Origin of the sequence: Nannocystis sp. RBIL2, assembly GCF_026626745.1 — a bacterium.
Classification (GTDB): Bacteria; Myxococcota_A; Polyangia; order Nannocystales; family Nannocystaceae; genus Nannocystis.
This window is the reverse complement of record NZ_JAPNJW010000002.1, coordinates 3636986-3662102: the sequence shown is the minus strand read 5'-3', so window position 1 is coordinate 3662102 and position 25117 is coordinate 3636986. Positions and strand designations below refer to the sequence as shown.

At 72.7% G+C, this 25117-nt stretch carries 16 protein-coding genes; 8 read left to right on the top strand and 8 right to left on the bottom strand.

Translation table 11 applies throughout. From position 1 onward, the window contains the following. Positions 1–27: 27 nt before the first annotated feature. Genes OV090_RS39635 through OV090_RS39625 form a run of 3 tightly spaced genes read right to left on the bottom strand, consistent with a single transcriptional unit; the run spans position 28 to position 5618 of the window. Positions 28–4410, bottom strand: coding sequence for a protein kinase (locus OV090_RS39635; RefSeq protein WP_267710042.1), 4383 nt, complete (start codon positions 4408–4410; stop codon positions 28–30). A gap of 46 nt (positions 4411–4456) precedes the next feature. After that, positions 4457–4843 carry a TIGR02266 family protein gene (locus tag OV090_RS39630; RefSeq protein WP_267710041.1) on the bottom strand — a complete coding sequence of 129 codons (387 nt, stop codon included), beginning with the start codon at positions 4841–4843 and terminating at the stop codon, positions 4457–4459. A 16-nt stretch (positions 4844–4859) separates the two neighbouring features. Continuing rightward, entirely contained in the window at positions 4860–5618 is a 759-nt protein-coding gene (locus tag OV090_RS39625) for a Stp1/IreP family PP2C-type Ser/Thr phosphatase (protein ID WP_267710040.1), read from the bottom strand. A gap of 138 nt (positions 5619–5756) precedes the next feature. On the opposite strand from OV090_RS39625, the gene OV090_RS39620 reads away from it, so the two are divergent. Next, positions 5757–7052, top strand: coding sequence for a CinA family nicotinamide mononucleotide deamidase-related protein (locus tag OV090_RS39620; RefSeq protein ID WP_267710039.1), 1296 nt, complete (start codon positions 5757–5759; stop codon positions 7050–7052). A gap of 805 nt (positions 7053–7857) precedes the next feature. Here the strand turns inward: OV090_RS39620 and OV090_RS39615 are convergent. Further along, the gene (locus OV090_RS39615; RefSeq protein WP_267710038.1) at positions 7858–9654 is read right to left on the bottom strand and encodes a bifunctional UDP-sugar hydrolase/5'-nucleotidase; all 1797 of its coding nucleotides are present in this window, start codon (positions 9652–9654) and stop codon (positions 7858–7860) included. 88 nt (positions 9655–9742) lie between these two features. Between OV090_RS39615 and OV090_RS39610 the strand changes: the two genes are divergently transcribed. Beyond that, positions 9743–10873: a hypothetical protein gene (locus OV090_RS39610; RefSeq protein WP_267710037.1), complete on the top strand. Its 1131-nt coding sequence runs from the start codon at positions 9743–9745 to the stop codon at positions 10871–10873. A 172-nt stretch (positions 10874–11045) separates the two neighbouring features. After that, positions 11046–12269, top strand: coding sequence for a recombinase RecA (gene recA / locus OV090_RS39605; protein WP_267710036.1), 1224 nt, complete (start codon positions 11046–11048; stop codon positions 12267–12269). Between the two features lie 271 nt (positions 12270–12540). Here the strand turns inward: recA and OV090_RS39600 are convergent, their stop codons facing one another. Continuing rightward, entirely contained in the window at positions 12541–13983 is a 1443-nt protein-coding gene (locus OV090_RS39600) for a carotenoid oxygenase family protein (RefSeq protein WP_267710035.1), read from the bottom strand. A 123-nt stretch (positions 13984–14106) separates the two neighbouring features. Here OV090_RS39600 and OV090_RS39595 point away from each other — a divergent pair, with 123 nt between their 5' ends. Continuing rightward, positions 14107–15192 (top strand): hypothetical protein, encoded by a 1086-nt coding sequence (locus OV090_RS39595; protein ID WP_267710034.1) that lies wholly within the window; start codon positions 14107–14109, stop codon positions 15190–15192. Between the two features lie 54 nt (positions 15193–15246). Here the strand turns inward: OV090_RS39595 and radA are convergent, their stop codons facing one another. Then, a complete protein-coding gene (radA, locus tag OV090_RS39590) occupies positions 15247–16635 on the bottom strand; it encodes a DNA repair protein RadA (protein WP_267710033.1) in 1389 nt (462 codons plus the stop codon). Positions 16636–16838: 203 nt separating this feature from the next. Then, positions 16839–18986: a TIGR04551 family protein gene (locus OV090_RS39585; RefSeq protein WP_267710032.1), complete on the bottom strand. Its 2148-nt coding sequence runs from the start codon at positions 18984–18986 to the stop codon at positions 16839–16841. Between the two features lie 178 nt (positions 18987–19164). Here OV090_RS39585 and nagZ point away from each other — a divergent pair, with 178 nt between their 5' ends. Next, a complete protein-coding gene (gene nagZ, locus OV090_RS39580; RefSeq protein ID WP_267710031.1) occupies positions 19165–20298 on the top strand; it encodes a beta-N-acetylhexosaminidase in 1134 nt (377 codons plus the stop codon). Between the two features lie 202 nt (positions 20299–20500). Here nagZ and moeB read toward each other — a convergent pair whose 3' ends face one another. Then, positions 20501–21673, bottom strand: a complete 1173-nt coding sequence (gene moeB / locus OV090_RS39575; protein ID WP_267710030.1) for a molybdopterin-synthase adenylyltransferase MoeB — start codon at positions 21671–21673, stop codon at positions 20501–20503. Positions 21674–21955: 282 nt separating this feature from the next. On the opposite strand from moeB, the gene OV090_RS39570 reads away from it, so the two are divergent. The 3 genes from OV090_RS39570 (at position 21956) to OV090_RS39560 (ending at position 25112) form a co-directional block, all read left to right on the top strand. Continuing rightward, positions 21956–22831, top strand: coding sequence for a hypothetical protein (locus OV090_RS39570; RefSeq protein ID WP_267710029.1), 876 nt, complete (start codon positions 21956–21958; stop codon positions 22829–22831). 20 nt (positions 22832–22851) lie between these two features. Continuing rightward, positions 22852–23862, top strand: coding sequence for a MoxR family ATPase (locus OV090_RS39565; RefSeq protein ID WP_267710028.1), 1011 nt, complete (start codon positions 22852–22854; stop codon positions 23860–23862). A 248-nt stretch (positions 23863–24110) separates the two neighbouring features. Continuing rightward, positions 24111–25112, top strand: coding sequence for a DUF58 domain-containing protein (locus OV090_RS39560; RefSeq protein WP_267710027.1), 1002 nt, complete (start codon positions 24111–24113; stop codon positions 25110–25112). Positions 25113–25117 lie beyond the last annotated feature (5 nt).

Sequence of the window (25117 nt, the reverse complement as noted above, 5' to 3'; positions counted from 1 at the left end):
AAGACATGTCCTCGGGGACATGCTCTTTCAGCCCTTGAGCAGCTCGAGCCAGGCGGGGTCGTCGACGAGGGCGGCGAAGCGGGGGTCGAAGCGGATGCGGTCGGCCATCAGCTCGCGGCTGGGGGCGCGGAGGAGGGCGCGGGCGGCGAATTCGCGGGCGGCATCGCGGCGGCCGGACACCGCCTCGAGGGCCGCGCGCTCGTAGTCGATGTCGAGGTCGGTGCGGCGGGCCGGCGGCAGCAGCTCGGCCAGAGCGGCGGCGGCGGCCAGGTCGACGCGGGCGCGCTGCTCCTGGCGCAGCGCGCCCCAGGCCCGGCCGCGCTCGAACAGCAACGTGACCTTGAGGACATGTCCCTCGACGTCGCCGGCGGCCGGGCGGAACTCGCCGAGGTCCGACAGCGCGGTGGTCAGCGCGCGCTCGATGAGCGGATCGCCGTGGTGGCGGACCACGTCGGACATCGCGTCCCAGAACAGGCGGAAGTAGCCGGGGCCGTACGCGGCGCGCACCAGCGGAGCGATCGTCTGTCGCCGCGCGCGCATCAGGCCGAGCAAGGTGGCGCGCGCCGCTGGGTCGTCGAGCAAGCCGGGGCGCAGGGCCGCGGTCGCCTCGGCCCAGCGGCCGAGCTCCGACAGCGCCAGAGCGCGCCAGATCGCCGGTTGTGGCGCCTCGTCCTCCACCCGCTCCAGCTCGGCCAGCGCCGCCTCGGCCTCGCCCTGGACCAGCAGGCGGGCCGCGTAGGCCACCGGCGGCTCCTCGGTCGGTGCGGCGCCGAAGCGGGCGCCGCGGAGGGTCAGCGCGCGCAGCTTGGCCGAGCTCCACAGGCCGGTGATGGTGCCGAAGCTGCTCGGCATGACGACCAGCTCGTAGCGGCCGGGCGGCGGCAGGCCGTCGGCCGCCAGGCGGGTGCGTCGCTCGTGGCGGACGCCGTCGACGACCGCGCTGCAGGCGATCTGGCCGAGCTCGGGCAGCAGCTCGAGGGTGAAGTGGAGGTGGCTGGGGCGGGCCGGGTCTTCGCCTGGCTCTTGGGTCAGGATGTACTCCTCGGAGCCGCCGACCTGGCAGGAGTGGCGGCGCCGGAACATGCCGCCGCCGCCGCTGACGTCGATGCGGACCGCCGACAGCAGGGTCGGGCTGCCGAGCGGGCGCACGCCGACGACCAGGCCCGAGCCCCACTCGCCGCGCTCGAGCACGAGGTCGACCTGGAGGCCGAGCGGGCCGGTCGACCACTCGAACGGCAAGCGGGCGATCGGGCCGCGGCCGGCGAAGGCGTCGATCTGCAGGTGCTGGCCGACGAGGTCCTGGTGGGCGGCCGTCGGGTCGTCGATCTGCCACGGCGACGGCAGCGGCTGGTCGAAGCGCAGGGCGATGACGTCGACGTCCTCGACGATCGCGGCCAGCTGGGCCACGCGGTCGCGCACGTGGGCGGCCTCGGAGCGCGGCAGGTCGGCGCGCTCGGCGAGGAGTCGCGCGACCCGCAGGGCGTCGGCGAACCGCCCGGCTTGCTCGTAGGCGTGGGCCGCTCCCAGCAGGGCATGGGTCTGCTCGCCGAGCTGTTCGAACCGCTCGGCGGCGGCGAGGTGGTCGCCGGCGGCCTCGTGCAGCTGGGCGGCTCGCAGGCGGGCGATCGCGCGCGGCTCGTCAGGCAGGAGGCCGGCGAGGTCGTCGAGGGCGCGAGCTGCCTCGGAGGACAGGTCGAGCGCGGCCAGCTGCTCGGCGCGCTGCCACGCGCTGGCGAGCAGTCGGTCGGTCAGCGCCGGCGGCGGCGCCGACTGGGGCGCACGGGCGACCTGCAGCATCGGCGTCGCCTCGGCGCCCGCGCCGAGCAACCAGGTCTCCTGGCTCAGCGTCGCGACCGTCGTGCGCGCGACCAGCTCGGCTGCTGGGTCTCCGTCGACCTCGACCAGCGCGACCGGGCGGAAGCCCGCCAGGCTGGCGACGCCGAAGCTGCCGTCCGTGCGCTGGCGGTGGATCACCGTGAAGCCCGGCTGCAGCTCGGGGTCGTGGACGCCGAGGATGATGTCGTCGAGGCCGTCGCCGTCGAGGTCGCCGACGTCGAGGCGGTGCAGGTCGACCGGGGCGGCCGCGCCGGCGCGACGCGGCGCGGGCAGAAAGCGCACCGTCTCGAGCTCGCGGCCTTTGAGGCGCAGCAGGTAGACGCCCGCCGGCGGCCCGCCGGGATCGCTGGCGGAGAAGGCGATCTTGCTCGGGTAGCCGTCGGTCTTGGCGGCGACGAGCAGGCGCTCGCCGTCGGCGGCGCGCAGGGTCGCGAGGCCGACCACGGCGCCGAGCTTGCGGCGGGCCACCAGCTCGAGCGTGCGGCCCTTGCCCGGGCGCAGCACCCGGACGTCGAAGGCGCGCCACGGGCCGGCGGCGAGGGCCAGCTCCTGGGCGCCGTCGCCGTCGAGGTCGGCGGCGAGCACCGCGGAGATGTCGGAGTTGGTGGCGTCGGTCTCGGGGTGAGGATGGTCGATGCGCCATGTCCCATCGGACAGTGGCCGAAAGGACAGGAGCACCCGCCCGTACGGACCGGTGCCGACGTAGACCTCTTGCTGGCCGTCGCCGTCGAGGTCGGCGACGTCGGCCCCGAGCGGCTCGTCGGCGGTGACGCTGACCAGCTCGGCCAGGCGCTCGGTCCCGGCGGCCGACAGCGACACGCGGCGGTGGGTGGCGCTCCAGGTGATCAGCAGCGGCGGCTTGTCTGGCCCGAGGGACAGGGGGCGCAGGCGCGGGGCGAACCGGCTCGGCAGGGCGTAGCTGCGGAGCACCGGCAGCTTGGGGGTCGGGCGGACGACGTCGAGGCGGCCGGGCGCGGGGCTGTCGACGTGGAGGTAGAGCTCGCGCTGCGCCGCGCCGGGGGCCGACAGGGTGCCGGCGCCGATGACGTCGTGGCCGAGCGGGGTGGCCTCGGCCCAGGCGGCGGCCAGCGGCGCGAGGTCGGCGAGGGTCGGATCGCCGGGGCTGCGGGCGTGGGCGGCGGTGACCACGTGGAAGTCGCGACGAGCGAACGCCGCCTCGGCGCAGCGGCCCGACCACGGACCCTGGGGGTCCTGGCGGGCCAGCAGCTCGCACAGGGTGCCGAGCTGGTCCCACGACCATTGCTCGTGGAACAGGCGCACGAAGTCGCCGAGGATCGATCTCTCGGCGGCGGGGTCGAGGGCGGCCGCGTAGGCGCGGGCGTAGGCGGTGCGGGCGGCCGGGATGTCGTCGCGGGCGCGCATGCGGTCGCCCCAGCCGCGCAGGGCGTCGGCGAGGGCGCGGGTGGTGCGGTGCTCGGGCACTGCGACGAAGGCGTCGAGCACGGCGGCGGCGTCGGCCTGGCGACCGGCGCGGAGGAACTCGTCGATGCTCTCCTCGGCGGCGCGCAGGCGGCCGGCCGCGAGCGCCTCCGACTGGGTCCGGGCCTCGCGGTCGCGCCACGAGCTGACCCAAAAGACAGCCACGATCGCGGCCGCGAGCGCGGCGGTGGCGGCGACCGCGAGCGCGAGGACGCGGCGGCGCCGGCCGTGGTCGCGCGCCAGCTCGGCGGCCAGGACGTCGAGGTTCGGCCAGCGCGCCCCGGGGTCGTGGGCCAGGCCGCGCAGCACCAATCGTTGCAGCCACGTCGGCACCGGCCGCTCGAGGCGCGGCGCCAGCTGCCCGCGCACCACCGCCTGCGCGACCTCGTCGGCGGTCTCGCCGGCGAACGGCCGCTCGCCGTGCAGCGCCTCGTAGAGCGCCACGCACAGGCTGAACTGGTCCGACAGCGCGTCGGCAGGGCGGCCGCGGAACTGCTCCGGCGACATGTACGCCGGCGTCCCCAGCAGGATGCCCGAGGCGGTGCGGGTCGCCTGCGCCCGCGCCAGCGGGACCTCGTCGGTGTGCTCGTCGTCGTCCTCGTCGCCGAAGCGGACCAGGCCGAAGTCGACCACGCGGACCCGGCCGTCGCTGCCGACCAGGACGTTGTCGGGCTTGACGTCGCGGTGGACAAGGCCCGCCGCGTGTGCCGCCGCCAGGCCGCGCGCCGCCTGGGCGAACACGGCCGCGACCTCGCGCCAGCCCCGACGCTGCTCCGAGAGCCATGTCCGAAGGGTCATGCCGGTGACGAACTCCATGGCGACGAACACCTCGTCGCCGTGGAAGCCGACCTCGTGGATCTGGACCACGTTCGGGTGCGACAGCTTGGCCAGCGCCTGGGCCTCGCGCAGCAGCCGATCCTGCCAGCGCGTGTTCGGCTCGCCGTCGCCGCGCTTCAGCAGCTTGACCGCGACCTTGCGGTCGAGCTGCGGATCGTAGGCCGCGTAGACCACTCCCATCGCCCCGGCGCCGAGGCGGCGGAGCAGCGCGAAGCGACCGATCCGTCGCGGCTCGACGGCCGGCTCGTCGTCCCCGGCCTCGCCGCCGGGACGGTCGTTGGGTGTCCGAAGGGACATACGGGCCAGCCGGGCGACAGCGACGCCCGGGCAGAGAGCGGACTACCTAGGGCTTGATATCGGTCGTGACGTCGAGATACGCGATCGCGCGCACCAGCTCGAGCAGGCGGCTGCGCGTCTTGGGGGCGGCGTGATGGAAGCGCACGCCCATGCCGGGCTTGTCGGGGCCGACCTGGCCGGTCGTGTTCCACACGACCTCGCCGGTCAGCTCGAGGCGCTGCGGCGCGGCCTCGCCGGCCTCGGCGCGCGGCGTGAAGGCCAGCTGCAGCACCGTCCCGACCGGCAGCGGCTTGTCGGTCGAGATGAAGATGCCCATCGACGAGATGTCGGTGATGTGGGCGTAGAGAAAGGTGTCACCCGAGGTGCAGTCGACCTCGAAGTGGACGGGGAGCCGGGGCTCGGCGCGGCGATTGGCGGGAGAGTCGGCGGTCACGGAGGAGAGAGCGAGACTAGAGGTTGCACTGGATCAGCATGGCGGTGATGTTGTCGGTGCCGCCGGCGCGGTTGGCCTGCTCGATGAGCTCGGCGACCGCGTTCTCGAGGGTGCTGGCCTCGCGCACGATCTTGTAGATCGTCTTGTCGTCGACCATGCCCGACAGGCCGTCGGAGCAGAGGACGAACTGGTCGCCGTCGTTCACCTGGTGCTTGGTGATGTCGACCTGGACCGTGTCGCGCATGCCGAGCGCGCGCGTGATGACGTTCTTGTGCGGGAAGTTGCGCGCCTCTTCCTCGCTCATGTCGGGCCGCGCGTCCTTGTAATCCTCGAGCAGCGAGTGGTCGCGGGTGAGCTGCTTGATCTCGGAGTTGATCCGGTAGCAGCGAGAGTCACCGACGTGGGAGATGTAGACGTGATCGCCGACGAACATGCAGCCGACGATCGTGGTGCCCATGCCGCGCAGGTTCGGGTTCTTCTGCGCGGCGTCGTAGATGCGCGCGTTGGCCAGCCTTACAGCGGCGACCATGCGGTTCTCCGGGTAGGACAGGTTCGGGTCGTAGCGGTACGGCCACGTCGCGTCCATGTCCTTCGAGTGCATGTAGAACTCGCTGATGACGTCGCCGGAGAGCTTGCTCGCGACCTCGCCACAGGCGTGCCCACCCATGCCGTCGGCGACCAAGAACACCTTCTCGTCTTCGATCAGCGAGAAGTAATCCTCGTTGTGGGCGCGCTTCATGCCCACATCGGTCTTGGCTGCGTAACGAAGTCGCACGGTGGCGTTTATCCTAGCGGACCCTCGCAAGGGCGGAAAGACCGGCCGACCGGGCGCGCGGAGGGCGCTCCGGCCCGCATGGGCGAGCCGTCCGCCGCCGGACCGTCCCGCGCCGCGGGGTGCTAGGGTGCCCGGGCGATGCCCACGGCCCAGATCCTCACCATCGGCGACGAATTGCTGTCTGGAGACACGGTCAACACCAACCTGGCCTATCTCGGGGAACGCTGTCGACGCCTCGGGTTCGAGGTCGTCCGGGCGCTTTCGGTCCGCGACCGCATCCCCGAGATCGTGGCCGCAGTCGCCGACGTCACGGTCGATCTCTGCCTCGTCTCCGGCGGCCTCGGCCCCACGTCGGACGACCTCACCGCCGAGGCCGTCGCGCTCGCCGCCGGCGTCCCGCTCGTCCGCGACGCCGCCTCCGAGGCCGCCATCGCGGCCGTGTTCGCCGGTTTCGGCCGGCCCATGCCGGACATCAACCGCAAACAGGCCGACCTGCCGGCGGGCTGCGACGTGCTGCCGAACCCGGTCGGCACCGCCCCCGGCTTCGCCGTCGGCCTGCCGCGCGGCAGCTACGTCGCCTGCATGCCGGGGGTGCCGCGCGAGATGAAGAAGATGATGGCCGAGCAGATCGAGCCGCGGCTGCGCGGGCGGTTCGCGCTGCCCGACATCCCGCGGCGCGTCTATCGCCTGATCGGCCGCGGCGAGTCGGCCGTGGCCGTCGAGGTCGAGCCGATCCTGGCCGCGGCGCGGGCCCGCTCGCCGGGGCTCGCGGCCGTCTATCTGCACTACCGGGCCGCGACGCCGCAGGTGCTGTTGATCCTCGAGGCCCTGGCCGGCGAAGGCGGAGCGCGGGCCACCGACGAGGAGCTGCGCAGCTTCGACGCCCCGTTCCAGGCGGCGCTCCGCGGCTCGCTCTACGGCATCGGCGAGGCCGAGCTCGAGGTGCGGGTGCTGGCCGCCTGCCGCGGCGCGGGCCTCACCCTGGCCACCGCCGAGTCCTGTACCGGAGGACAGGTGGCGGGCCGCCTCACCGCCGTCGCCGGCGCCTCCGACGTGTTCGCCGGCGGGGTGGTGGCCTACGCCAACAGCGTGAAGACGGGGATCCTGGGGGTCCGCGAAGACAGTCTGGCGGCGCACGGGGCGGTGTCCGAGCCGGTCGCGCGCGAGATGGCCGAGGGCGCGCGGCGGGCGCTCGGCGCCGACCTGGCAGTGGCCATCACCGGCGTCGCCGGCCCCGGCGGCGGCACGCCCGAGAAGCCGGTCGGTACCGTCGACTTCGCGGTCGCCGACGCCGAGACGTGTACGCACAAGCGAGTGCAATTGTGGGGCGACCGGGCGCTCATCCAGCACACGGCGGGGATCGTGGCCCTCAAGCTGGTTTGGGACCGCCTGGTGGCCCGCGGCCTCGCCCGCGTCGAGGCGCTCGACGACTGAGAGTTTTTAGCGGGGGGCGCCGAATAATTCGCGACGGCAACGGAGCTTCACGCCAGGAAGATCTCGCGCGGGCCGGAACGGCGGTTCGTGGCGGCGAGAGGCGATCGCCGGGACTCGCGGCGCGGGGTAGTGGCGGCGGCGGCGAGAGAGGAATGTCGAGGCCGAGGCGGTTCGTGCGTGTCTTTTGGGGCAGGTCCGCGAGGACATGGGGCGGCGTGTCGAGAGAGCTTCAGCATGTCTCTCGGGTCAGGTCATGGGAGATGTCCGGAGGGACAGGTCGGGCCGCGGCGTCGGTTCGGCGTGAGAGCTCGCGGCGACAGGCGGCACCGCAGGCGTCAGAGGCGCGTCGGTGTGGAGGGTCGCGCCGCTCGAGGTCGGCGTGAGCGGCCGAAGGGACAGAGCGCGGTGCAGGCGTCAGGAGGCGCGTCGGTGTGGAGGGTCGCGCCGCTCGAGGTCGGCGTGAGCGGCGGAAGGGACAGAGCGCGGTGCAGGCGTCAGGAGGCGCGTCGGTATGGAGGGTCGCTCGCGGTCGGGTCGGTGCGAGAGGTCGTAGGGACAGATAGCGCCGCAGGCATCAGGAGGCGCACCCGTGAGGACGGTCGCGTCGCTCGAGGTCGGTCGGTGCGAGAGGTCGTAGGGACAGATAGCGCCGCAGGCATCAGGAGGCGCACCCGTGAGGACGGTCGCGTCGCTCGAGGTCGGTCGGTGCGAGTGACCGAAGGGACAGGCGGCGAGGCTGTCCGGAGGGACAGGTCGCGTCGGTGGTTCATTGAACATTAAAAAATGTCCCGAGGGACAGGTCGCGTCAGGGGCAGCGGACCGGGGGCTCGGAGGGGGCGCGGATCCGCGGGTGCTCGGGGTCGTAGTAGGCGAGCGGCGCGAGCGACACCGGGCCGAGCTTCTCAAGCTCGGCGGCCAGGGCCTCGCGCAGGGGCGGGTCGTCCTCGAGGGTGACGGTGGCCAGGCCGCGCTCCTGCAGACCGGCGAAGGCCCGGTCGCCGCCGGTGGCGAGGAAGTCGCTGGCGAGGACGACGATCTCCTGCGAGGCGTCGAGCGGGACGCCGGCGCGCTGCAGGGTGACGCGGAGGTCGGGGCCGTCGCAGGTGGCGACCGCCTGCAGGCCGCCGAGCGAGAAGAACGGGCCGCCGCCGAGGCTGCCGGCGAGCATCGCCGCGAAGTCGCCGGCCCGCAGCTTGACGCGGGCGAACCGGTTGTCGAACGGGAAGGTCTCGTACAGCGCGCCGTAGCGCAGCGGCCCGGCCGGGAGGTCGGCCCGCACGCCGCCGCCGTTGATGATCGCGGCGTCGGCGTCGGGGCGGGCGCGCAGCATGAGGTCGACCAGCAGGTTGCCGAGCGGGTTCTCGCCCTTGCGACGGGCGACGAACGGGGCGGCGAGCGCCGGGCCCAGAGATCGCTCGCGCACGACGTCGGCGGCGGCCAGGGCCGGGGCGATCGCCGCGGCGACGGCCGGGTCGGGCGTCAGCGGGCGGCCGTCGGCGTCCCGCGGGTCGCACACGGCCGGCGGGTCGTCGGGGTCGGCGTCGGCGGCGGAGCACAATCGACGTGGCGCATGGACCATGTTCGAAACGACATGTCCGGAAGTTCTGTCGACGACGAGGTCGACGCGGCCGTACGCGGCCCCGAGCGCGTACGACTGGACGACGGCGATGCCGGCGACGCGGTGGGCCATGGCCTGGTGGGTGTGGCCGGCGACGATGACGTCGACTGCGCCGGGTGGGAGGGCGCGGGCGACCGCCATGATCTCGTGGTCGGGCTCGCAGCTGGCGAGGTCGTCGGGGTCGGCGAAGCCGGTGCAGCGGCCGCCGGCGTGGGCGGCGACGACGACGACCGCGGCCCCGCGCGCGCGCAGAGCCGCGGCCTCGCCGGCGATCGAGGCCGCCAGCGGGGCGATCTCGAGGTCATCGATGTTGGCGGCGATGGTGGTGTGCGGCGTGCCCTCGGTGGTGACGCCGACGATGCCGACCTTGATCCCGGCGCGCTCGATCAGGGTCGAGGGCACGCCGAGGCCGGGCGCCTCGCCGCCCTTGCGGCGCAGGTTGGTGGTCAAGAAGGGGTAGGGCGCCTGGCGGATGAGTGCCTGCAAGGCCCCGCGCGGGTCGGCCTCGCCGTCGCCGAACGGGGCAGTCGCGGTGGCCCGGGGACCGACGGGGCCGAAGTCGAACTCGTGGTTGCCGACGGCGACCGCGTCGTAGCCGAGCGCGGCGTAGGCGTCGACGACGCTGGCGCCCTCGACGAGGTTCGACTCGAGGGTGCCCTGGAACATGTCGCCGGCGTCGACGAGGACCACGCCGCCGCCGTCCGCGGCCCGCTCGCTTCGCAGCGCGCCGAGGTGGGCCGCCAGCAGCGGGAGGGCGCGCAGGTGGCCGTGGAGGTCGCTGGTGCCGACGATGGTGAGAGTGACGCGGTCCTCGGCCGGCGGGTCGTCGGCGCGCGGGCGGCAGGCGCCGGACAGGAGGAGCGTGAGGGCGGCGCAGGCCTGGAGCACGCGGTCGGGCGCGCGCGGTCGTGCAGGTTCGCTCGCGGACGCCGCGACGCGCAGGCCGCGGGGGCGGGGCGAGGGGCGGCGGGGGCGGATCGGCACGGCGGTCAAGATAGCCCGGGCGGGCCGGCGGCGGGCGCTCCGCGGAGCGGGCGGGCGCGACCGGGCTGATCGGTTGCAAGATCGGGCGATGGTGGATGGGATCACGCCGGAGCGGGTGCGCGAGATCGTGGCGATGGCGGACCGGCCGGTCCTGCGCAACCTCTTGATCACGCGCGGGTATCACCGCCTGACTCTGGCGATGGCGCGGGTGCTGGGCTCGGCCGACTTCGCGTGGCCGATCTTCGCGGTCTGGGCCTCGAAGCAGGCGGGGCAGTTCATCCGCGAGGAGGAGCTCGGGGCGTGGGTGTCGACGCTGCTGGCCGCGCGGATGCCCGCGGCGCTCGACAGCCTGGCCCTGCGCGCGCCGATCCGGCGGGCGCTGACGCAGATCGCCCGCCACGTGATGGGCGGCAACACGACCGTGTTCGCGGAGCTGGGGGCGGCGTTCGCGGCGTTCTCGGCGGCCTTCGCCGAGCCGGCGGGGCGCACCGAGGAGCGGCTGGCCGACGTGGTCGGGCTGTTCAGCGAGGGGCCGAGCCTGCCCGACGAGCTGATGGTGGCGGCCGACGGGACGCTGGAGCGGCGGCAGCGGGGCGGGCAGACGATGGTCCGCGAGGCGCTGGTCTACTACTTCAGCGCCCTGCACGAGCGCAGGCCGGCGGTGCGCGCCGAGCTGGTGCTGCTGGCCAACGGCTTGTGCGGGCTGCACGAGCAGACGCGGCTGCAGCCGTACATCGCCGGGGCGCTGGCGGCGCCGCTGACCGAGCTGCCGGCCGCGGAAGGCGGGCTCATCGGCGCGGCGCTGGCGACGGTGGTGCGGCGCGCGGCCACGGAGTTGATGATGACGATGGCGCTGCCGGGGCAGGTGCTGCGCCTCGGCTTCGACCTGCCGGCGCCGCCGGGGCGGCCGCTGTGGCCCGAGGAGCTGGCGCGGCTGGAGCATCCGCGGCTGCTCCAGCTGACGGAGGAACTGGGGGCCTACGAGGCGCGCGAGCGCGGGCTCGGGCTGGCCGACCGGGTCGAGGACTGGTTGCGGCTCGGCGGGCAGGAGGTGCAGGGCTCGGGGGCCGACGACTGGTCGCGTCTGGGCGACCGCATGCGCTACATCTTCGAGTACTTCCGCTCGCGCCAGCGCGACGAGAGCCTGCTGGCGTCGCCGTTCTCCGCGGCGCAGGAGCGGGACATGCTGGAAGGACGGGTCCCCGCGGGCCCGCTGTGAGCGGGGGATCGCCGGCCGGAGCGGGGCCGGCGGCGCGGCAAAATCGGTGAAAAGGCCTCCCGCGGGCCGATCCGGCGGACGTCGAGGGCCGGAAAGCGCTTGATACTGAGCACTTGTTCTCCTATAGATCACGCGCGGGCGCTAGACCGCGCACTGAGGATTCAAAACGCTCATGGCCACGACACCCCCGACCACTCCCGCTCCCAGCCAGCGCGACTCCGCGATCGAGCTGGCCCTGCAGACCATCGAGAAGCAGTTCGGCAAGGGCTCGATCATGCGGCTCAAGGACGGAAAGATGCCGTCCGGGGAGGTCGGCGTCATCTCGACCGGCGCGGTCCCGCTGGACATCGCGCTCGGGATCGGCGGGCTCCCGCGCGGCCGTATCGTCGAGATCTACGGGCCGGAGTCGTCGGGCAAGACCACGCTGACGCTGCACGTGGTGGCCGAAGCGCAGCGCCGCGGCGGCGTGTGCGCCTTCATCGACGCCGAGCACGCGCTCGACGTCAGCTACGCCCGCAAGATCGGCGTGCGCACCGAGGACCTCCTGGTCTCGCAGCCCGACTTCGGCGAGCAGGCGCTCGAGATCTGCGAGACCCTGGTCCGCTCGGGCGCGATCGACGTCATCGTCGTCGACTCGGTGGCGGCGCTGACGCCGAAGGCCGAGCTCGAGGGCGAGATGGGCGACAGCCACGTCGGCCTGCAGGCGCGCCTGATGAGCCAGGCGCTGCGCAAGCTGACCGGCGCGGTCGCCCGCAGCCGCACGATGGTCATCTTCATCAACCAGCTGCGCATGAAGATCGGCGTGATGTTCGGCAGCCCGGAGACGACCACCGGCGGCAACGCGCTCAAGTTCTACTCGTCGATCCGCCTCGACATCCGCCGCATCGGCGCGATCAAGGAGGGCGAGCAGGTCGTCGGCAACCGCACGCGCGTCAAGGTGGTCAAGAACAAGCTGGCGCCGCCGTTCCGCGAGGTCGAGTTCGACATCACCTACGGCGAGGGCGTCAGCCGCGAGGGCGCGGTGATCGACATGGGCGTCGAGGCGAAGGTGGTCGAGAAGGCCGGCGCGTGGCTCAGCTACCGCGGCGAGCGCATCGGCCAGGGCCGCGAGAACGCCAAGAAGTTCCTCAAAGAGAACCCCGACATCTTTAATAAAATCGAGGCCGAGATCCTCGCCAAGCACGGGATCACGCCGGCGCACCAGGCGTCCGTGCCGGTCGCCCAGCCGCCGGGCGACGGCGACGTGCCGCCGTCCAAGGGCGGCGGGCCGATCAAGATGGTCCCGGCGGCCAGCGACCCCGACGAGGGCAAGGGCCGCGGCGGCCCGCGCAAGCCGCCCGAGCCGGAGCCGGAGCCCGGCAAGGGCAAGGGCGCGCCGGTCAAGGCCGCGAAGTGAGCCGCTCGCAGCGGGCGTAGCGGAGCAGCCCGCCTCGCAGGCGCGAGGCGGGCTGTCGCGTCGGGGCCGCAGCCTCGTGTCTTCGAGACGCGCGCGAAGGACGACCGGCTCACGCGCACGAGGTGGAACGTCGGGGTGTCCGTCGCTGCGCGACAAGCTCGGAAGGACACCTCGCGCGCACGAGGTCGGCTGCCGCGCGGCTGGACGCTGATTGGACATGCTCCGAAGGACATGCCTCGAGGGGCATGTTCTTTGGAGCATGACCCGAGGGTCAGCCCTGGGGCTCGGCCACGAAGGCGCCGTGGAAGCCGAGCGGGGTGGCGTGGGGCAGGCGCAGGCGGGCGAGGGTGCCGAGGTCGCGGGCGTCGAGGACGAGCAAATGGTTGGCTCGCTCGGCGTCGACGTAGTGCATCGACAGCAGCCAGCCGTCATCCTCGTCGGTGCCGCCGGGGCGGGGGACGAACACGGGCTCGCCGGTGAGGGCGGGGCCGAAGTCGCGGAACAGGGTGCTCGCGCTGTCGCAGTCGATCTTGAGGAGGCCGGTCGAGAACGGGGCCTTGCGATCGGGGGCGGAGCCGATCGACCAGACGTAGCGGTGGCGCTGACTGATCCGGTCCTGGCGGATCGTGCCGAGCTCGCCGGTGTAGTCGGTCAGCGTCTGCTCGCTGACGCCGCCGGCGGGGTCGATGCGGTAGCGGGTGAGGTACGGCTTGACGTGCTCCTCGGGCCGGTCCGGGCGCGGGTTTAAATTGGGGAACCGCTGCATGCGGTAGCCGTCGACGAAGATCACGCCCTGCGCGTCCTCGAAGCCGTTGGGGAAGTGGAAGATGAAGCAGGCGCCGGTCTCGGTGCGCCGGTGGGCGGTGCTGTCGCGATCGACCACGAGGATCTGCGTCGGCCCTGGCAGGGCGCGCATGGTCTGCACCGGGGGCGCCAGACCGAGCAACATCTTGCGCAGGTCGAAGCTGGTGGGCGTGAGGAAGAAGACGCGGTGCCGGGCCGTCAGCACGAAGTCGTGGATGAAGTAGCCCCCGGGCAGGTCGATGAACTCGGGCGCGGCGGCCCGCCCGCCGGCGTCGACGCGATAGAGGCACAGGCGCGAGCGGGTGCCGGTGGCCGCGAGGCCGAAGTTGAAGAGCTCGCCGGTGACCGGACAGACCTTGGGGTGAGCGCTGAACGGCAGCTCGGGGGCGACCATGCGCTCGATGACGTTGCCGGGGTTCTGCAGGGCGCCGCCGAGGTCGTCGCGGGCGAGGGTGTCGAGGTTGCCGGGGTCGAGCCGGTGCGGCCAGCCGGCCTCCCACAGGGCGAGCAGCTTGCCGCCGTGCTGGACGACGCTGGTGTTGGCGACGTTCTTGAAGCGGGTGCGCAGGAGGTTCTTCAGCAGGCCGCCGGGGATGTTGGTGCCGAAGTTGCGAAAGAGGATCCGCCGGGCCGACTCCTCGGCGAGAAACTCGCGAGTGCGGACGTAGCGGTTGCGGTAGGTGACCCCGCGACCGTCGAAGGCGAAGCGATTGATGTGCCCGTCGCCGTCGAACAGATGCCCGTAGCGGTGGCCGTAGAGCTCGAGTCGGCCGGGGCCGTTGCGGAACAGGACGCCGCGCAGCTGCTCAGGGACGGCGCCCTCGAGCAAGGGGAGGCGGACGTCGAACTCCTCCGTGACGGCCTCGTTGGAGCGCTCGTAGATGTCGTAGAGCTCGGGTGCGGCGGACATGCCAGGCGATGTAGACGAGGCCGGCGCAAATTGCGAGGCGGTCCGGGGGTCAAAACGCGCTCAGGCGTCGCCGGCCCCGCCGCACCGGCGAACGCGCGCCATTTGTGTTAGGGTGGGTGTTCGATGAACCGGAAGTCGTTCACGGCGATCCTCCTGGGCGGGGCGCTCGCAGGCGGCTGCTCGAAGCCGAACCCGCTGTTCCTCGACACCTGGGACGTCATCACCGACAGCGGCTCCGTCAGCCAGACCTCCGCGGTCACGCTGGAGACGACGACGATCGAGCCGCCGACGACGACCTCCGATCCGCCGGTGACGACGACCTCGTCGTCGACCTCGCCGAGCACGATCACCAGCTCGTCCGACCACACGACAACGTCGACGACCGGGCCGAACCCGACGACCGAGACCACCGGCGAGGGGTTCGTGTGCGACGGCCTCGACGACGACATGGACGGCTGCTGCGAGGTCGAGGTCATCGTCGAGGCCGACACGTTCCTGAGCGACGCGCTCAACTTCGTCGTCCCGGGCTGTCCGGTGGCGCCCGGGCCGATGGACCTCGATTGCCAGTTCCTCAGCTTCGGCGCGGCCAAGTCGGGGCACCTGCTGAAGGACGATGGATCGGTCGACGCCGCGGTGCTCGGCGTCAGCATGATGCTGCTGCGGTTCCCGACGAAGGACGGCCAGCTGGTGTCCACGGAGGGGCCGATCGTGACCGAGACGATCAAGGCGATCCGCCTCGAGGTCCTGGCCAAGTACGACGACATCCTCTACGGCGAGCAGATGAAGTTCGACCTCCATACGCTCGACGCCGGCCTCGAGTGGGTCGAGGGCGGCGGCGACGCAGCGACCGAGTGCGTCGACGGCCTGCCCTCGTTCGCCTGTCGCCAGTGCGGGGCGACGTACGACGCCGACTGCACGGCCTGGTGGGGCGGCGAGCCCGGGAAGTCCATTCCGGAGGTGTTGCAGCCGCTCGGGGTCGTCGACGCGGTAGCGATCAACAGCGGGCTGGAGCCCATCGACCTCGCGCCGCTCGGGACCCCCAAGGATTGGGTGCCGGCGATCGTCGGCGGCAGCCTGGTGGTGGTGCCGCGATCGGCCGTCTACAAGGGGACGAAGTACGACGAGCTGTTTCCGGCGCCGGGTATCGAGTTCCACACGCTGGACGGAGGCGCCCCGCCGAAGCTGGTCGCCCGCGTGTGCGAGCCCTAGAGGACGGGGCGCGCCGCCGTCGTCGCTGGCGCGAGCCCGGCTCGCGCGAATGGGTCAGCCGAACGCCAGCTCGAGCGCCTCGCCGACGTTGCGGGCCAGGCGGACGTCGACGCCGAGTTGGTCCTTCAGCTTCCTGGCCGAAAGAGCATGTTGTTTGGGACCTGTCGGAAGGAGCACCCGCTTCATGCCCAGGCGGGCGGCCTCGGACAGGCGGGCGTCGGAGCGGGGCGCGGGGCGCAGCTCGCCGGTGAGGCCGACCTCGCCGAACACGCACAGGCCCGGCGGGAGCGGCTGGCGCCGGTGCGAGGAGGCGACGGCGAGGAGGACGGCGAGGTCGCTGGCGGGCTCGCCGAGGCGCATGCCGCCGACGGCGTTGACGAACACGTCCTGGTCGAGGGCGAACACGCCGGCGTGGCGGTCGAGCACTGCGAGGAGCATGGCGAGGCGGACCGGGTCGACGCCGACGCAGGTGCGGCGCGGGTTGCCGAACGCCGCGGCCAGGAGCGCCTGGACCTCGAGCAGCAGCGGCCGCGAGCCTTCGAGGCTGGCGGTCACGCACGAGCCGATCGCCGGGTCGTCGCGCTCGGTGATGAAGGCCTCGGAGGGGTTTACGATCTCCCGCAGCCCGTCGCCGCGCATCTCGAACACGCCGAGCTCCTGGGTGCTGCCGTAGCGGTTCTTGGTGGCCCGCAGCAGGCGGATCGCCCGCTCCTCGTCGCCCTCGAACGAGAGAACTGCGTCGACCAGGTGCTCGAGCAGGCGCGGTCCGGCGAGCTGGCCGTCCTTGGTGACGTGGCCGACGACGACGACGGGCACCCCGTGGGTCTTGGCGAAGCCGACCAGTGCGGAGGTGACTGCGCGGATCTGGCTGATGTTGCCCGGCAGGCCGTCCTGGGCCCCGCTGTGGACGGTCTGGACCGAGTCGACGATCAGCGCCGCGAGCGTCTTGGCGCGCTCCTGGGCGGCGCTCAAGACCTCCTCGATGCGGGTCTCGGCCATCAGCAGGAGGCCGGGGTGGCTGGCGCCGAGGCGGCCGCAGCGGGAGGCGACCTGGGCCACCGACTCCTCGCCGCTGGCGTACAGGACGACGCCGTTGCGCCGCGCGAGGCCGACCGAGGCCTGAAGGAGCAGCGTGGACTTGCCGATGCCCGGCGGCCCGCCGAGCAGCACGACGCTGCCCGGGACGAGGCCGCCGCCGAGCACGCGATCGACCTCGCCCATGCCGCACGGGCGCCGCGGCTGGCGGTCGACGATCGTCTGCGCCTCGGTCGAGGCCACGACCTTGCCCGGCCCGGCCGGCCGGTCGCCGGGCGACGGCGCCGCGACCTCCTCCTCGATCGAGTTCCAGGCGTCACAGCTCGGGCACTTGCCGAACCACCCGGTCGTGACCGCGCCGCACGCCTGACACACCCACCGCTGCTGGGGCTTCTTGACCTTGCTCATGGGACCTGTTCAATAAAGCATGGCGCCCGGGACATGGCGCGAGGGACAGGCGGCCGGACAGGGCTGAAAGCTCCGGCCAGCGCGCGGGTCCGCTCAAGGTCTACGTCGCCCGCGGGCCCGGAGCAAGGCGGTTCGCGCGAGAGCCGGCGAGCCGACCGCCGCGCGGCCGGAGCGAGCGCTCGCGCGGGGCGACTGCCGCGCGGCTAGAAGCGGATGCCGAGCTGGGCCTGGACGGTCTGGGCGGCCTTGGGGTCGCCGTTGTTGGGCAGGCCGGCGACCGTGCCGTCCGGGCTGTACTCGAGGCCGCGGTTGAAGGCGCCGAACGGGAACATCACGCCGTACTGGAGCTGGAAGAAGATCGGCTCCTGGCGGTCGTGGTAGCGGAAGGCGGCGTCGATCTCGAGGCCGTAGTTGGCCTTGTTACCCCACGTGTTGGTGCGCTGGGGGGCGACGGCGTACTCGATGTCGAGGCGGCCGGAGAAGTTGTTGTCGAAGAAGTAGAACGCCAGCCAGGGCTTGAAGTAGGCGGCGTTGCTGGCGGTGCCGAGCAGCTCGCGGAACAGCAGCAGGTCGGAGAAGTAGGCCGGGTTGAAGCGGAACTTCGACCACGTGCGATCGTCGAGGTTCGAGTTCCACGGCGTGTTGTAACGGAAGCGCGGGTCGTTGTCGCCCGACGCGAAGCCGTGGTCGAGGCCGAGGTGGAACTTGTCCTTGAACAGGCCGTACTTGAACTCGAGCGCGTAGCCGAACTGGGTCAGCCAGCGGCGGCCCATGTCGGTGGTGTCCTTGATCGTATAGACGTCGTCGCGGTCGTTGCCCTGCGAGGCGTCGAAGGCGCTGCTGTCGTTGATCTCGTTGAAGCGGCCGAGCACCGCGGCGCCCTCGAGCTCGACGCGCAGGGTCTTCCAGTTGACGCGGAACCACACGTCGGGCGTGAACACCAGCGCGCGGCGGCGGATCAGGATGTTGGCGTAGTCCTGCAGCTGGTCGTAGTACTGGTTGCCGGAGCTGCCGATCTCGGAGCCGTACTGCTCGTTGAGCAGGGGGTCGATGCCGATGCCGGGGGTGCCGGTGACGCGGTCGATCGCCTGGTAGCGGGCCCACACGATCGCGCCGTAGTTGATGACCGGGCGGCCAAGCGACAGCTTGCGCTGCAGCATCGCCGGGTCGTCGCGGCGGAGGATCGAGATGCGCCACTGATAGACGTTGTCGAACTTCTCGACGCTGAAGGTCTGACCGGTGGTGTAGTCCTGCTGGTACGGGCCGTACCAGGGGCCGAAGATCTGCGCGGTGGTCGGGCCGCTGGAGGCCCAGTCCCACGAGAACTCGAGCGTGTGGGTGCTGCGGCGGTCCTTGCCGAAGTCGAAGCCGAGGCGCAGCGAGTCGACCGAGTCGCCGTAGTCCATGTCGAGCATGCGGACGATGTCGGCCGCCTCGCCACGGTAGTAGCCGTTGCCGTCGTTGGCGACGATGCCCATGCCCCAGTGGTGCGGCATGCGCCCGAACTTGATGTCGAGGCCCCAGCCGAAGCGGATGTGGCCGTACGCGCGCTTGACGACGATGCTGTCGCGGCCGCTGTTGCGCATGTCGGACGGCGGCAGCTGGGTGCGCGTGAACAGGTCGATCGGCGCGTTGGGGTTGTCGGCGAGCAGCGAGTCGGGCGTGCTGCCGAGGACGAGGTTGTCGAGCGCGTCGAGCTGGGCGTGCACCTTGACGGTGTCGGTGATGTGCAGCGTCGGCTCGATGCGCATGCGCATGTTGGCGCTGGCGAACCCGTTGCGGCGGCCGCAGCGGCGGCTGGCCTTGCTGGCATTGATGCCGAGGCCGGTAAGGCCGCCGACGCAGTTGACGTCGCTGGCGCCCGAGGTCTCGCCGAAGCCGCCGACCGTCTCGGCCGCGACCGAAGGCGGGACGAAGTACGGGTTCTCGAGCTGCGAGTTGTCGGCGTAGTTGGTGCCGATCGTCGACTGGTTGCTCTTGCCGCTGCCGAGGTCGAGCCGGTGGAAGTAGTCGGCCCGCATGCGCATGTAGCCGTGCAGCTCGAACAGCTGCAGCTGCCGCAGGCCGCGGGGCTGCGCCGGCACCGGCTCGATCGGCTGCAGCGCCTTCTTGTCCTTGGGCGCCGCCTCGGCCGGGCCTTCCTTCTTCTTATCGCCCTGGCCGCCCTGGCCCGGCATGCCGCCGCCGCCCATCGGGCCCATGCCGCCCATGCCTCCTCCGCCCATGCCCATGCCGCCGCCCATGGGGGCCTGCGCGTGTGCGGTGGAAGAGCCAGCGAACAGGTTGACGAGGCCGAAGGCCGGGATCAGCCAGAAAAGGCGGTGTGGCCGCGGGGGCGGAGAGGTCGGCATCGGCGAGGCGCCGGACGCTAACAACCAGGCGGTGGTGCGTCAACCAGTGGGGCCCGCCAGGTCGCACGAAACTCGGGAACAAGTCACTCGCGGCTGGAGTCTCGTCGATCGTCGTGCGGCCCTTTCGGGGCCGGCGGCCAATTTGCGGCGCGCGCCCCGGCCTCGTACCCTCGCGGCGATGGCGTCGTGGTGGCAGCCCGGTCAGCTCTTGTTCGTCGGCTTCGAGGGGACCTCGGTCCCGCCGGACCTCGCCCGCCTGCTCGGTCAAGGCCGGATCGGCGGCGTGATCCTCTTCGGTCGCAACATCGAAGGCCCGGCGCAGCTGCGCGGGCTGGTGCGTGCGCTCCACGAGGCGGCGCCGCCGGACGTGCCGCTGCTGGTGGCGATCGATCAAGAAGGAGGGCGCGTTCAGCGCCTCAAGGCGCCCTGGACGGTCTGGCCGCCGATGCGGGCGCTCGGCCGCCGCGACGAGCCGACGACCACGGGGGCGGTGGCCGAGGCGCTGGCGCGTGAGCTGTCCGACCTGGGGATCGGCCTCGACTTCGCGCCGGTGGTCGACGTCGACACCAACCCGGCCAACCCGGTGATCGGCGATCGCAGCTTCGCGTCCCAGGCGGGTCGGGTGGCCCGCCACGCCGCGGCCTTCATCACCGCGATGCAGGCGGCCGGGGTGGCGGCGTGCGCCAAGCACTTCCCCGGCCACGGCGACACCCGCTCCGACAGCCACCTCGAACTGCCCAGGCTGCCGCACGATCTCGATCGGCTGCGGGAGATCGAGCTGGTGCCGTTCGCCGCGGCGGCGCGGGCCGGCGTGGCAAGCGTCATGTCGGCCCACGTGCTGTTCGAGGCGCTCGACCGCAAGCGCCCGGCGACGCTGTCGCCGCCGGTAATGCAACTGCTGCGCGGCGAGCTGGCCTACGACGGGGTGGTCTTCAGCGACGACCTCGAGATGAAGGCGGTCGCCGACCACTTCACGCCGGAGCAGCGGGTGCGCTGGAGCCTGGAGGCCGGGCTCGACGCGCTGCTGGTGTGCAGCAAGGCCGACCTCCGCGACGAGTCGCTGCGCCTGCTCGAGCACCTGCCCGACACGCTGCTCGAGACGGCCCTGCGGCGGGTGGTGGCGCTCAAGCAGCAGTACGCGCCGCGCCACCGCGACCGCGTGCTCGGTCCGCCGAAGCCGAAGGCGGCGCCCGGCCTGGTGGCCGACCTGTTCGCGGCGCCCGAGGCCCTGCGCACGCCCGAGCCAGAGGTGCTCGGGCCGCCGTACGAGGAGCACGAGGCGCTGGCGCGGCGGATCAAGGAAGACCGCTAGGAACGAGGCGAGCTGCGGCTCTCCGTCGCCCGACGCGATCTTCTCTGCGAAAGTCGCGGCGCCGTTCCGATTCCGTCTCGGCCCCGACGCCGTCTCGCCTCGGCAAGGCCGGCCGTGACATGCCCCAACAGGCATGTTCACTCGTGCATGTGCGAAGGGGCATGTCCGAGCGGACATGCCCCCACGAGCAGGTGCGCCGGGCTCAGCCGGCGATCGAGCAGAACGCCTCGTAGTCGATCAGCTCGATCTCCTCGGGCTTCTTCGAGCAGACCCGGCACTCCGGGTCCTTGCGCAGCTTGAGCGTGCGCCACTTGGTGCCGAGGGCGTCGAACACGAGCAGGCGGCCGGACAGGGTCTGGCCGACGCCGAGGATGATCTTGAGCGCCTCGTTGGCCTGCAGGGTGCCGACGATGCCGGGCAGCACGCCGAGGACGCCGGCCTCCTGGCACGACGGCGCCATGCCGGGCGGGGGCGGGTCGGGGTAGAGGCAGCGGTAGCAGGGGCCCTCGTGGGGCAGGAAGGTGGTCAGCTGGCCCTCGAAGCGGAAGATCGAGGCGTGCACGACCGGCTTGCCGAGCTTGAGGGCGGCGTCGTTGAGGAGGTAGCGGGTCGGGAAGTTGTCCGCGCCGTCGACGATGAGGTCGTAGCCGCCGATGATGTCGAGCACGTTCTCGGAGGTGAGCCGGGTCTGGTGGGCGATGACCTTGACGTCGGGGTTCAGCGCCTGGAGCGTCTTGCGGGCACTCTCGACCTTGGGCAGGCCGAGGCGCTCCATGTTGTGGAGGATCTGGCGCTGCAGGTTGCTCTCGTCGACGAGGTCGTCGTCGACCATGCCGATGGTGCCGACGCCGGCAGCGGCGAGGTAGAGGCTGGACGGCGAGCCGAGCCCGCCGGCGCCGAGGCACAGCACCTTGGCGTCGAGCAGCTTGCCCTGGCCGACCTCGCCCACCTCCGGCAGCATGATGTGCCGGCTGTAGCGCTTGACCTGCTCGGCAGAGAGGTTGCGCGGGCGGTCGAAGGCGTGGCCGGCCTGCTTCCACGCGCGGAAGCCCCCGGCCATCGAGGAGACCCGCTCGTAGCCGAGCTCCTGCAGCGAGCGGGCCGCCAGCGCCGAGCGCGTGCCGCCGGCGCAGTAGAGGATGACCTCGCGGTTGCGGTCGGGCACCAGGTCTTCGATCTTCAGCTCGAGGAAGCCGCGCGGGATCCACTCGGCCTTGCCGATGAAGCCCTGCTCGTACTCGTCGCGCTCGCGGATGTCGACGAGCACCGGCGGCGGCTCGCCGCCCGCCCCGTGCACGCGGGCCCGGGTGTCCTCGACCGACACCTCGCGGACCTGGCGCTTCACCTGGCTCAAGATCTCGTTGAAGCTCGCCATCGCCACTCTCCGTGCGGGGCGGGAAATTCGCGGTCGCCCCGTCCACGGGTTTTAGCCGAAGTCGTCGCCGAGCCGACAGGCTGACGGCTGTCTTTCGAGCCATGTCCGCCGGTGCAGGTGAGGGCAGTGCGCTGACTCACCGCCGGCGCGTGCAAAACCGACGTCGCGCCGACCGACCTGTCCAGGTCGGCATGCCCTCGCTCCCGCACCGTCCTGCTCGAGCTGCTGCGCCGCGCGCCGCCTCTCGTCGCCACGCTGTTGCGTGAGGGTTGCGCGGCGCCGTTGCCGCGATTCGCCGCGGCGCAGGTGGTCGAGGGCGAGTTCGCGGAGATCGATCCAGCCGAGGTGCGCGCCGACCTGGTGCTGGCGCTGACCGGCAAGGGCGGTCGGCCCGCGCTGGCGATCGTGGTCGAGGCGCAGCTGCGACGCGATCCCGCCAAGCGCTGGGTCTGGCCGGTCTACCTGGCGTCGCTGCGCCGGCGGCTGCAGTGCCCGGTGCGCCTCCTGGTGCTGACGACCCAGCCGGCGGTGGCTCGCTGGTGCAGTCGACCGATCGACATGGGCGACGGCCGCTGGGTGCTGGTGCCCGACGTGCTCGGGCCGGAACAGATCCCGCAAGTCACCCGCGCCTGCGAGGCCCGGCGTCGCCCGGAGCTCGCGGTCCTGTCGGTGGTGGCCCACGGCCGCGGTCCGCGAGCGGTCGCTATCGGCCGCGCCGCGCTCGCTGGCGTGACGATGCTCGACAGCGCGCGTCGCCCTCTTTACACTGATCTCGTCCGTGTCTTTCTCGGCGCCGCCGCGCGCGCCGAACTCGGAGTCGACGCCATGCAGCCCCTGAGCGACGAAGAACTGCTCCGCCCCTTCGTGTACCTCTACCGGCGCTCGATCTTCGGCCAGCTCATGGCCCCGCTGCATCGGGCCCGCCGCGAGGCGCGACAGGCGAAGACGGACGGCGAGCTGGCCGGGCTGCACAAGGCGCTGCTCGCCATCCTCGAGGCGCGATCGATCGCCCTGACCGCGACGCAGCGGCGCACGATCACCGACTGCAGGCAGCGGGCCCAGCTGTTGCGCTGGGTGCAGCGCGCCGCCACCGTCACCAGCGCGCACGAGCTGTTCGCGGCCCGGCGCGCGACGAAGCGGCCGGTGGCCCCGCGCTGACGCGCTATACTCCGCGCCCCGTGCCCGCGATTGCCTCACCGACCGCCGTTCCTGACGACCGCGAAGCGTTGCAGACGCTCGCCCGCAGCCGAGAGCGCCTGGTCGAGCAGCTGCACCGCCGCATCGTCGGTCAGCAGGGAGTGATCGATCACCTGCTCGTGTGCCTGTTCGCCGGCGGCCACGGATTGTTCGTCGGCGTGCCCGGCCTGGCCAAGACGCTGCTCGTCAGCAGCCTGGCGCAGGCGCTCGAGCTGCAGTTCTCCCGCGTGCAGTTCACGCCCGACCTGATGCCCGCCGACATCACCGGCAGCGACGTGCTCGAGGAGGATCCGGTCAGCGGGCGGCGCAACTTCCGGTTCGTGCCGGGGCCGGTGTTCTGCAACCTGCTGCTGGCCGACGAGATCAACCGCACCCCGCCGAAGACCCAGGCGGCGCTGCTGCAGGCGATGCAGGAGTCGCGGGTCAGCGCGGGCGGGCGCACGCACCCGTTGCCGCTGCCGTTCCACGTGTTCGCCACGCAGAACCCGATCGAGCAGGAGGGCACGTATCCGCTGCCGGAGGCCCAGCTAGACCGCTTCATGCTGCAGATCGTGGTCGGTTACCCGAGCGAGGAGGACGAGCGGCACATCGTCGCGCTGGGGGCCGAGCAGGCGCCCGAGCTGCAGCCGTTGCTGACGCCCGCCGAGCTCACGTCTCACCAGGCGCTGGTGCGGCGGATCCCCGTGCCCGCCTCGGTCGTCGCCCACGCGGTCGCCCTGCTGCGCGCGACCCGGCCGAGCGAGGCCACCTGCCCCAAGGGGCTGCGCGAGCTGATCCAGTGGGGCGCCGGGCCGCGCGCCGGCCAGCAGCTGGTCGCCGCCGCTCAGGCGCGGGCCGCCCTCGACGGCCGCCCCGCCGTCACCACCGACGACGTGCGAGCCCTGGCCGCGCCGGTGCTGGCCCACCGCCTGGTCCGCAGCTTCATCGCCGAGAGCCGGGGCGTCGGCGCGGACGAGCTCGTCGCCCAGGTGCTGACCGCGGTGCGCGCCTGAACGTTTCGCCATGTCCTCGCGGCCAGATCCCTTTTTAAATGATGTGAGCTCGGCGCCGGGCTGGGGCGGCATGGCCATCGGTACAGGTGAGTCGGGACATGTTCCGCGCGCCATGTCCTGGAGGACAGCATCGTGTGAGCGCCGCCCGGGCGACTCGCGGCGCTGCCTCACCGTGACGGCCCGCGGCCCGCGGCCTCATTTCAATATGTCCTTCAAAGCCGCTTTTCACTCCGCCTGACGGGCTCGCCATGACCTCCGCCGATCCGGACACCGCCCTCGCCGCCGTGCTGCCGCCCGAGCTGCGCGAGCTGCTGCGCGGGCGGGTGCTGCGGGTCGGCCAGGCCGTGTGGGGCGGGCGACCGGGGCGGCACCTGGCGGCCCGGGCGGGCGCCGGCGACGTGTTCCGCGGGCACCGGCCGTACGTCCCCGGCGACGACCTGCGCCGGCTCGACTGGCGCGCCGCGGCCCGCGACGACCGCTTCGTGCTGCGCCAGCACGACGCCGAGGACGTGCTGTCGGCGGTGTTCTTGCTGGATGGCTCCGGGGGCATGTCCTACGGGACAGGTATCGAGCGCAAGTCGACCTACGCGGCGGCGCTGGTGGCCGGGCTGGCCAGCCTGGCGGCGCGCCAGGGCGACCGGCTCGGGCTCGCCAGCGGCGGGGCCGGCGGCGTCGAGCTGCAGCAGGCGCGGCCGCAAGGTGGGGCGCGGCGGCTCCTGGCGCTGGCCGAGGCGCTGGCCCGCCCGCCGGCGGGCATCTGCCCGTGGCCGCGCCTGGTCGGCGCCGTCGGGCCGCAGCTGGCGCGGCGCAGCCTGGTCGTGCTGGTGTCCGACTTCCTCGACCCATGCGCCGAGGGACAGGTCCCCGGGGACATGTCGGAAGAGACAGGCCTGCCCGCGGCCGAGGCCGGCCTGCTCGACGAGCTGGCGGCGCTGGCCGGGCGCGGCCACGCGGTCGTGCTGCTGCAGGTGCTGCACCGCGACGAGCTCGAGTTCCCGTGGTCGGGGCGCGAGCTGCTGCGCCTCGAGGACGTCCGCGGGGTCCGCCCGGAGGTCGAGGGCCTCGGCGCCAGCCTGCGCGCGGCTTACCTGCAGCGCCTGGGCTCTTATCTGGCGGCGTTCCAAGGCGGTTGCCTCGGGCGCGGGCTGGTCTGCCACCGCGTGGTCACCGACACGCCCGTGACCGCCGCCTTCCTCGGGCTGCTGCGCGCGCTGCAGGGCGAGCCGGCGCCGGAGGAGGCGCGCACGTGAGCTTC

What these genes read in the sequence shown, in the direction of transcription:
- OV090_RS39635 (WP_267710042.1), bottom strand. Translation starts at nt 4,410, where the DNA reads ATGTCCCTTCGGACACCCAACGACCGTCCCGGCGGCGAGGCCGGGGAC.
- OV090_RS39620 (WP_267710039.1), top strand. Translation starts at nt 5,757, where the DNA reads ATGCCCACGGCCCAGATCCTCACCATCGGCGACGAATTGCTGTCTGGA.
- OV090_RS39610 (WP_267710037.1), top strand. Translation starts at nt 9,743, where the DNA reads ATGGTGGATGGGATCACGCCGGAGCGGGTGCGCGAGATCGTGGCGATG.
- recA (WP_267710036.1), top strand. Translation starts at nt 11,046, where the DNA reads ATGGCCACGACACCCCCGACCACTCCCGCTCCCAGCCAGCGCGACTCC.
- OV090_RS39600 (WP_267710035.1), bottom strand. Translation starts at nt 13,983, where the DNA reads ATGTCCGCCGCACCCGAGCTCTACGACATCTACGAGCGCTCCAACGAG.
- OV090_RS39595 (WP_267710034.1), top strand. Translation starts at nt 14,107, where the DNA reads ATGAACCGGAAGTCGTTCACGGCGATCCTCCTGGGCGGGGCGCTCGCA.
- radA (WP_267710033.1), bottom strand. Translation starts at nt 16,635, where the DNA reads ATGAGCAAGGTCAAGAAGCCCCAGCAGCGGTGGGTGTGTCAGGCGTGC.
- OV090_RS39585 (WP_267710032.1), bottom strand. Translation starts at nt 18,986, where the DNA reads ATGCCGACCTCTCCGCCCCCGCGGCCACACCGCCTTTTCTGGCTGATC.
- nagZ (WP_267710031.1), top strand. Translation starts at nt 19,165, where the DNA reads ATGGCGTCGTGGTGGCAGCCCGGTCAGCTCTTGTTCGTCGGCTTCGAG.
- moeB (WP_267710030.1), bottom strand. Translation starts at nt 21,673, where the DNA reads ATGGCGAGCTTCAACGAGATCTTGAGCCAGGTGAAGCGCCAGGTCCGC.
- OV090_RS39560 (WP_267710027.1), top strand. Translation starts at nt 24,111, where the DNA reads ATGACCTCCGCCGATCCGGACACCGCCCTCGCCGCCGTGCTGCCGCCC.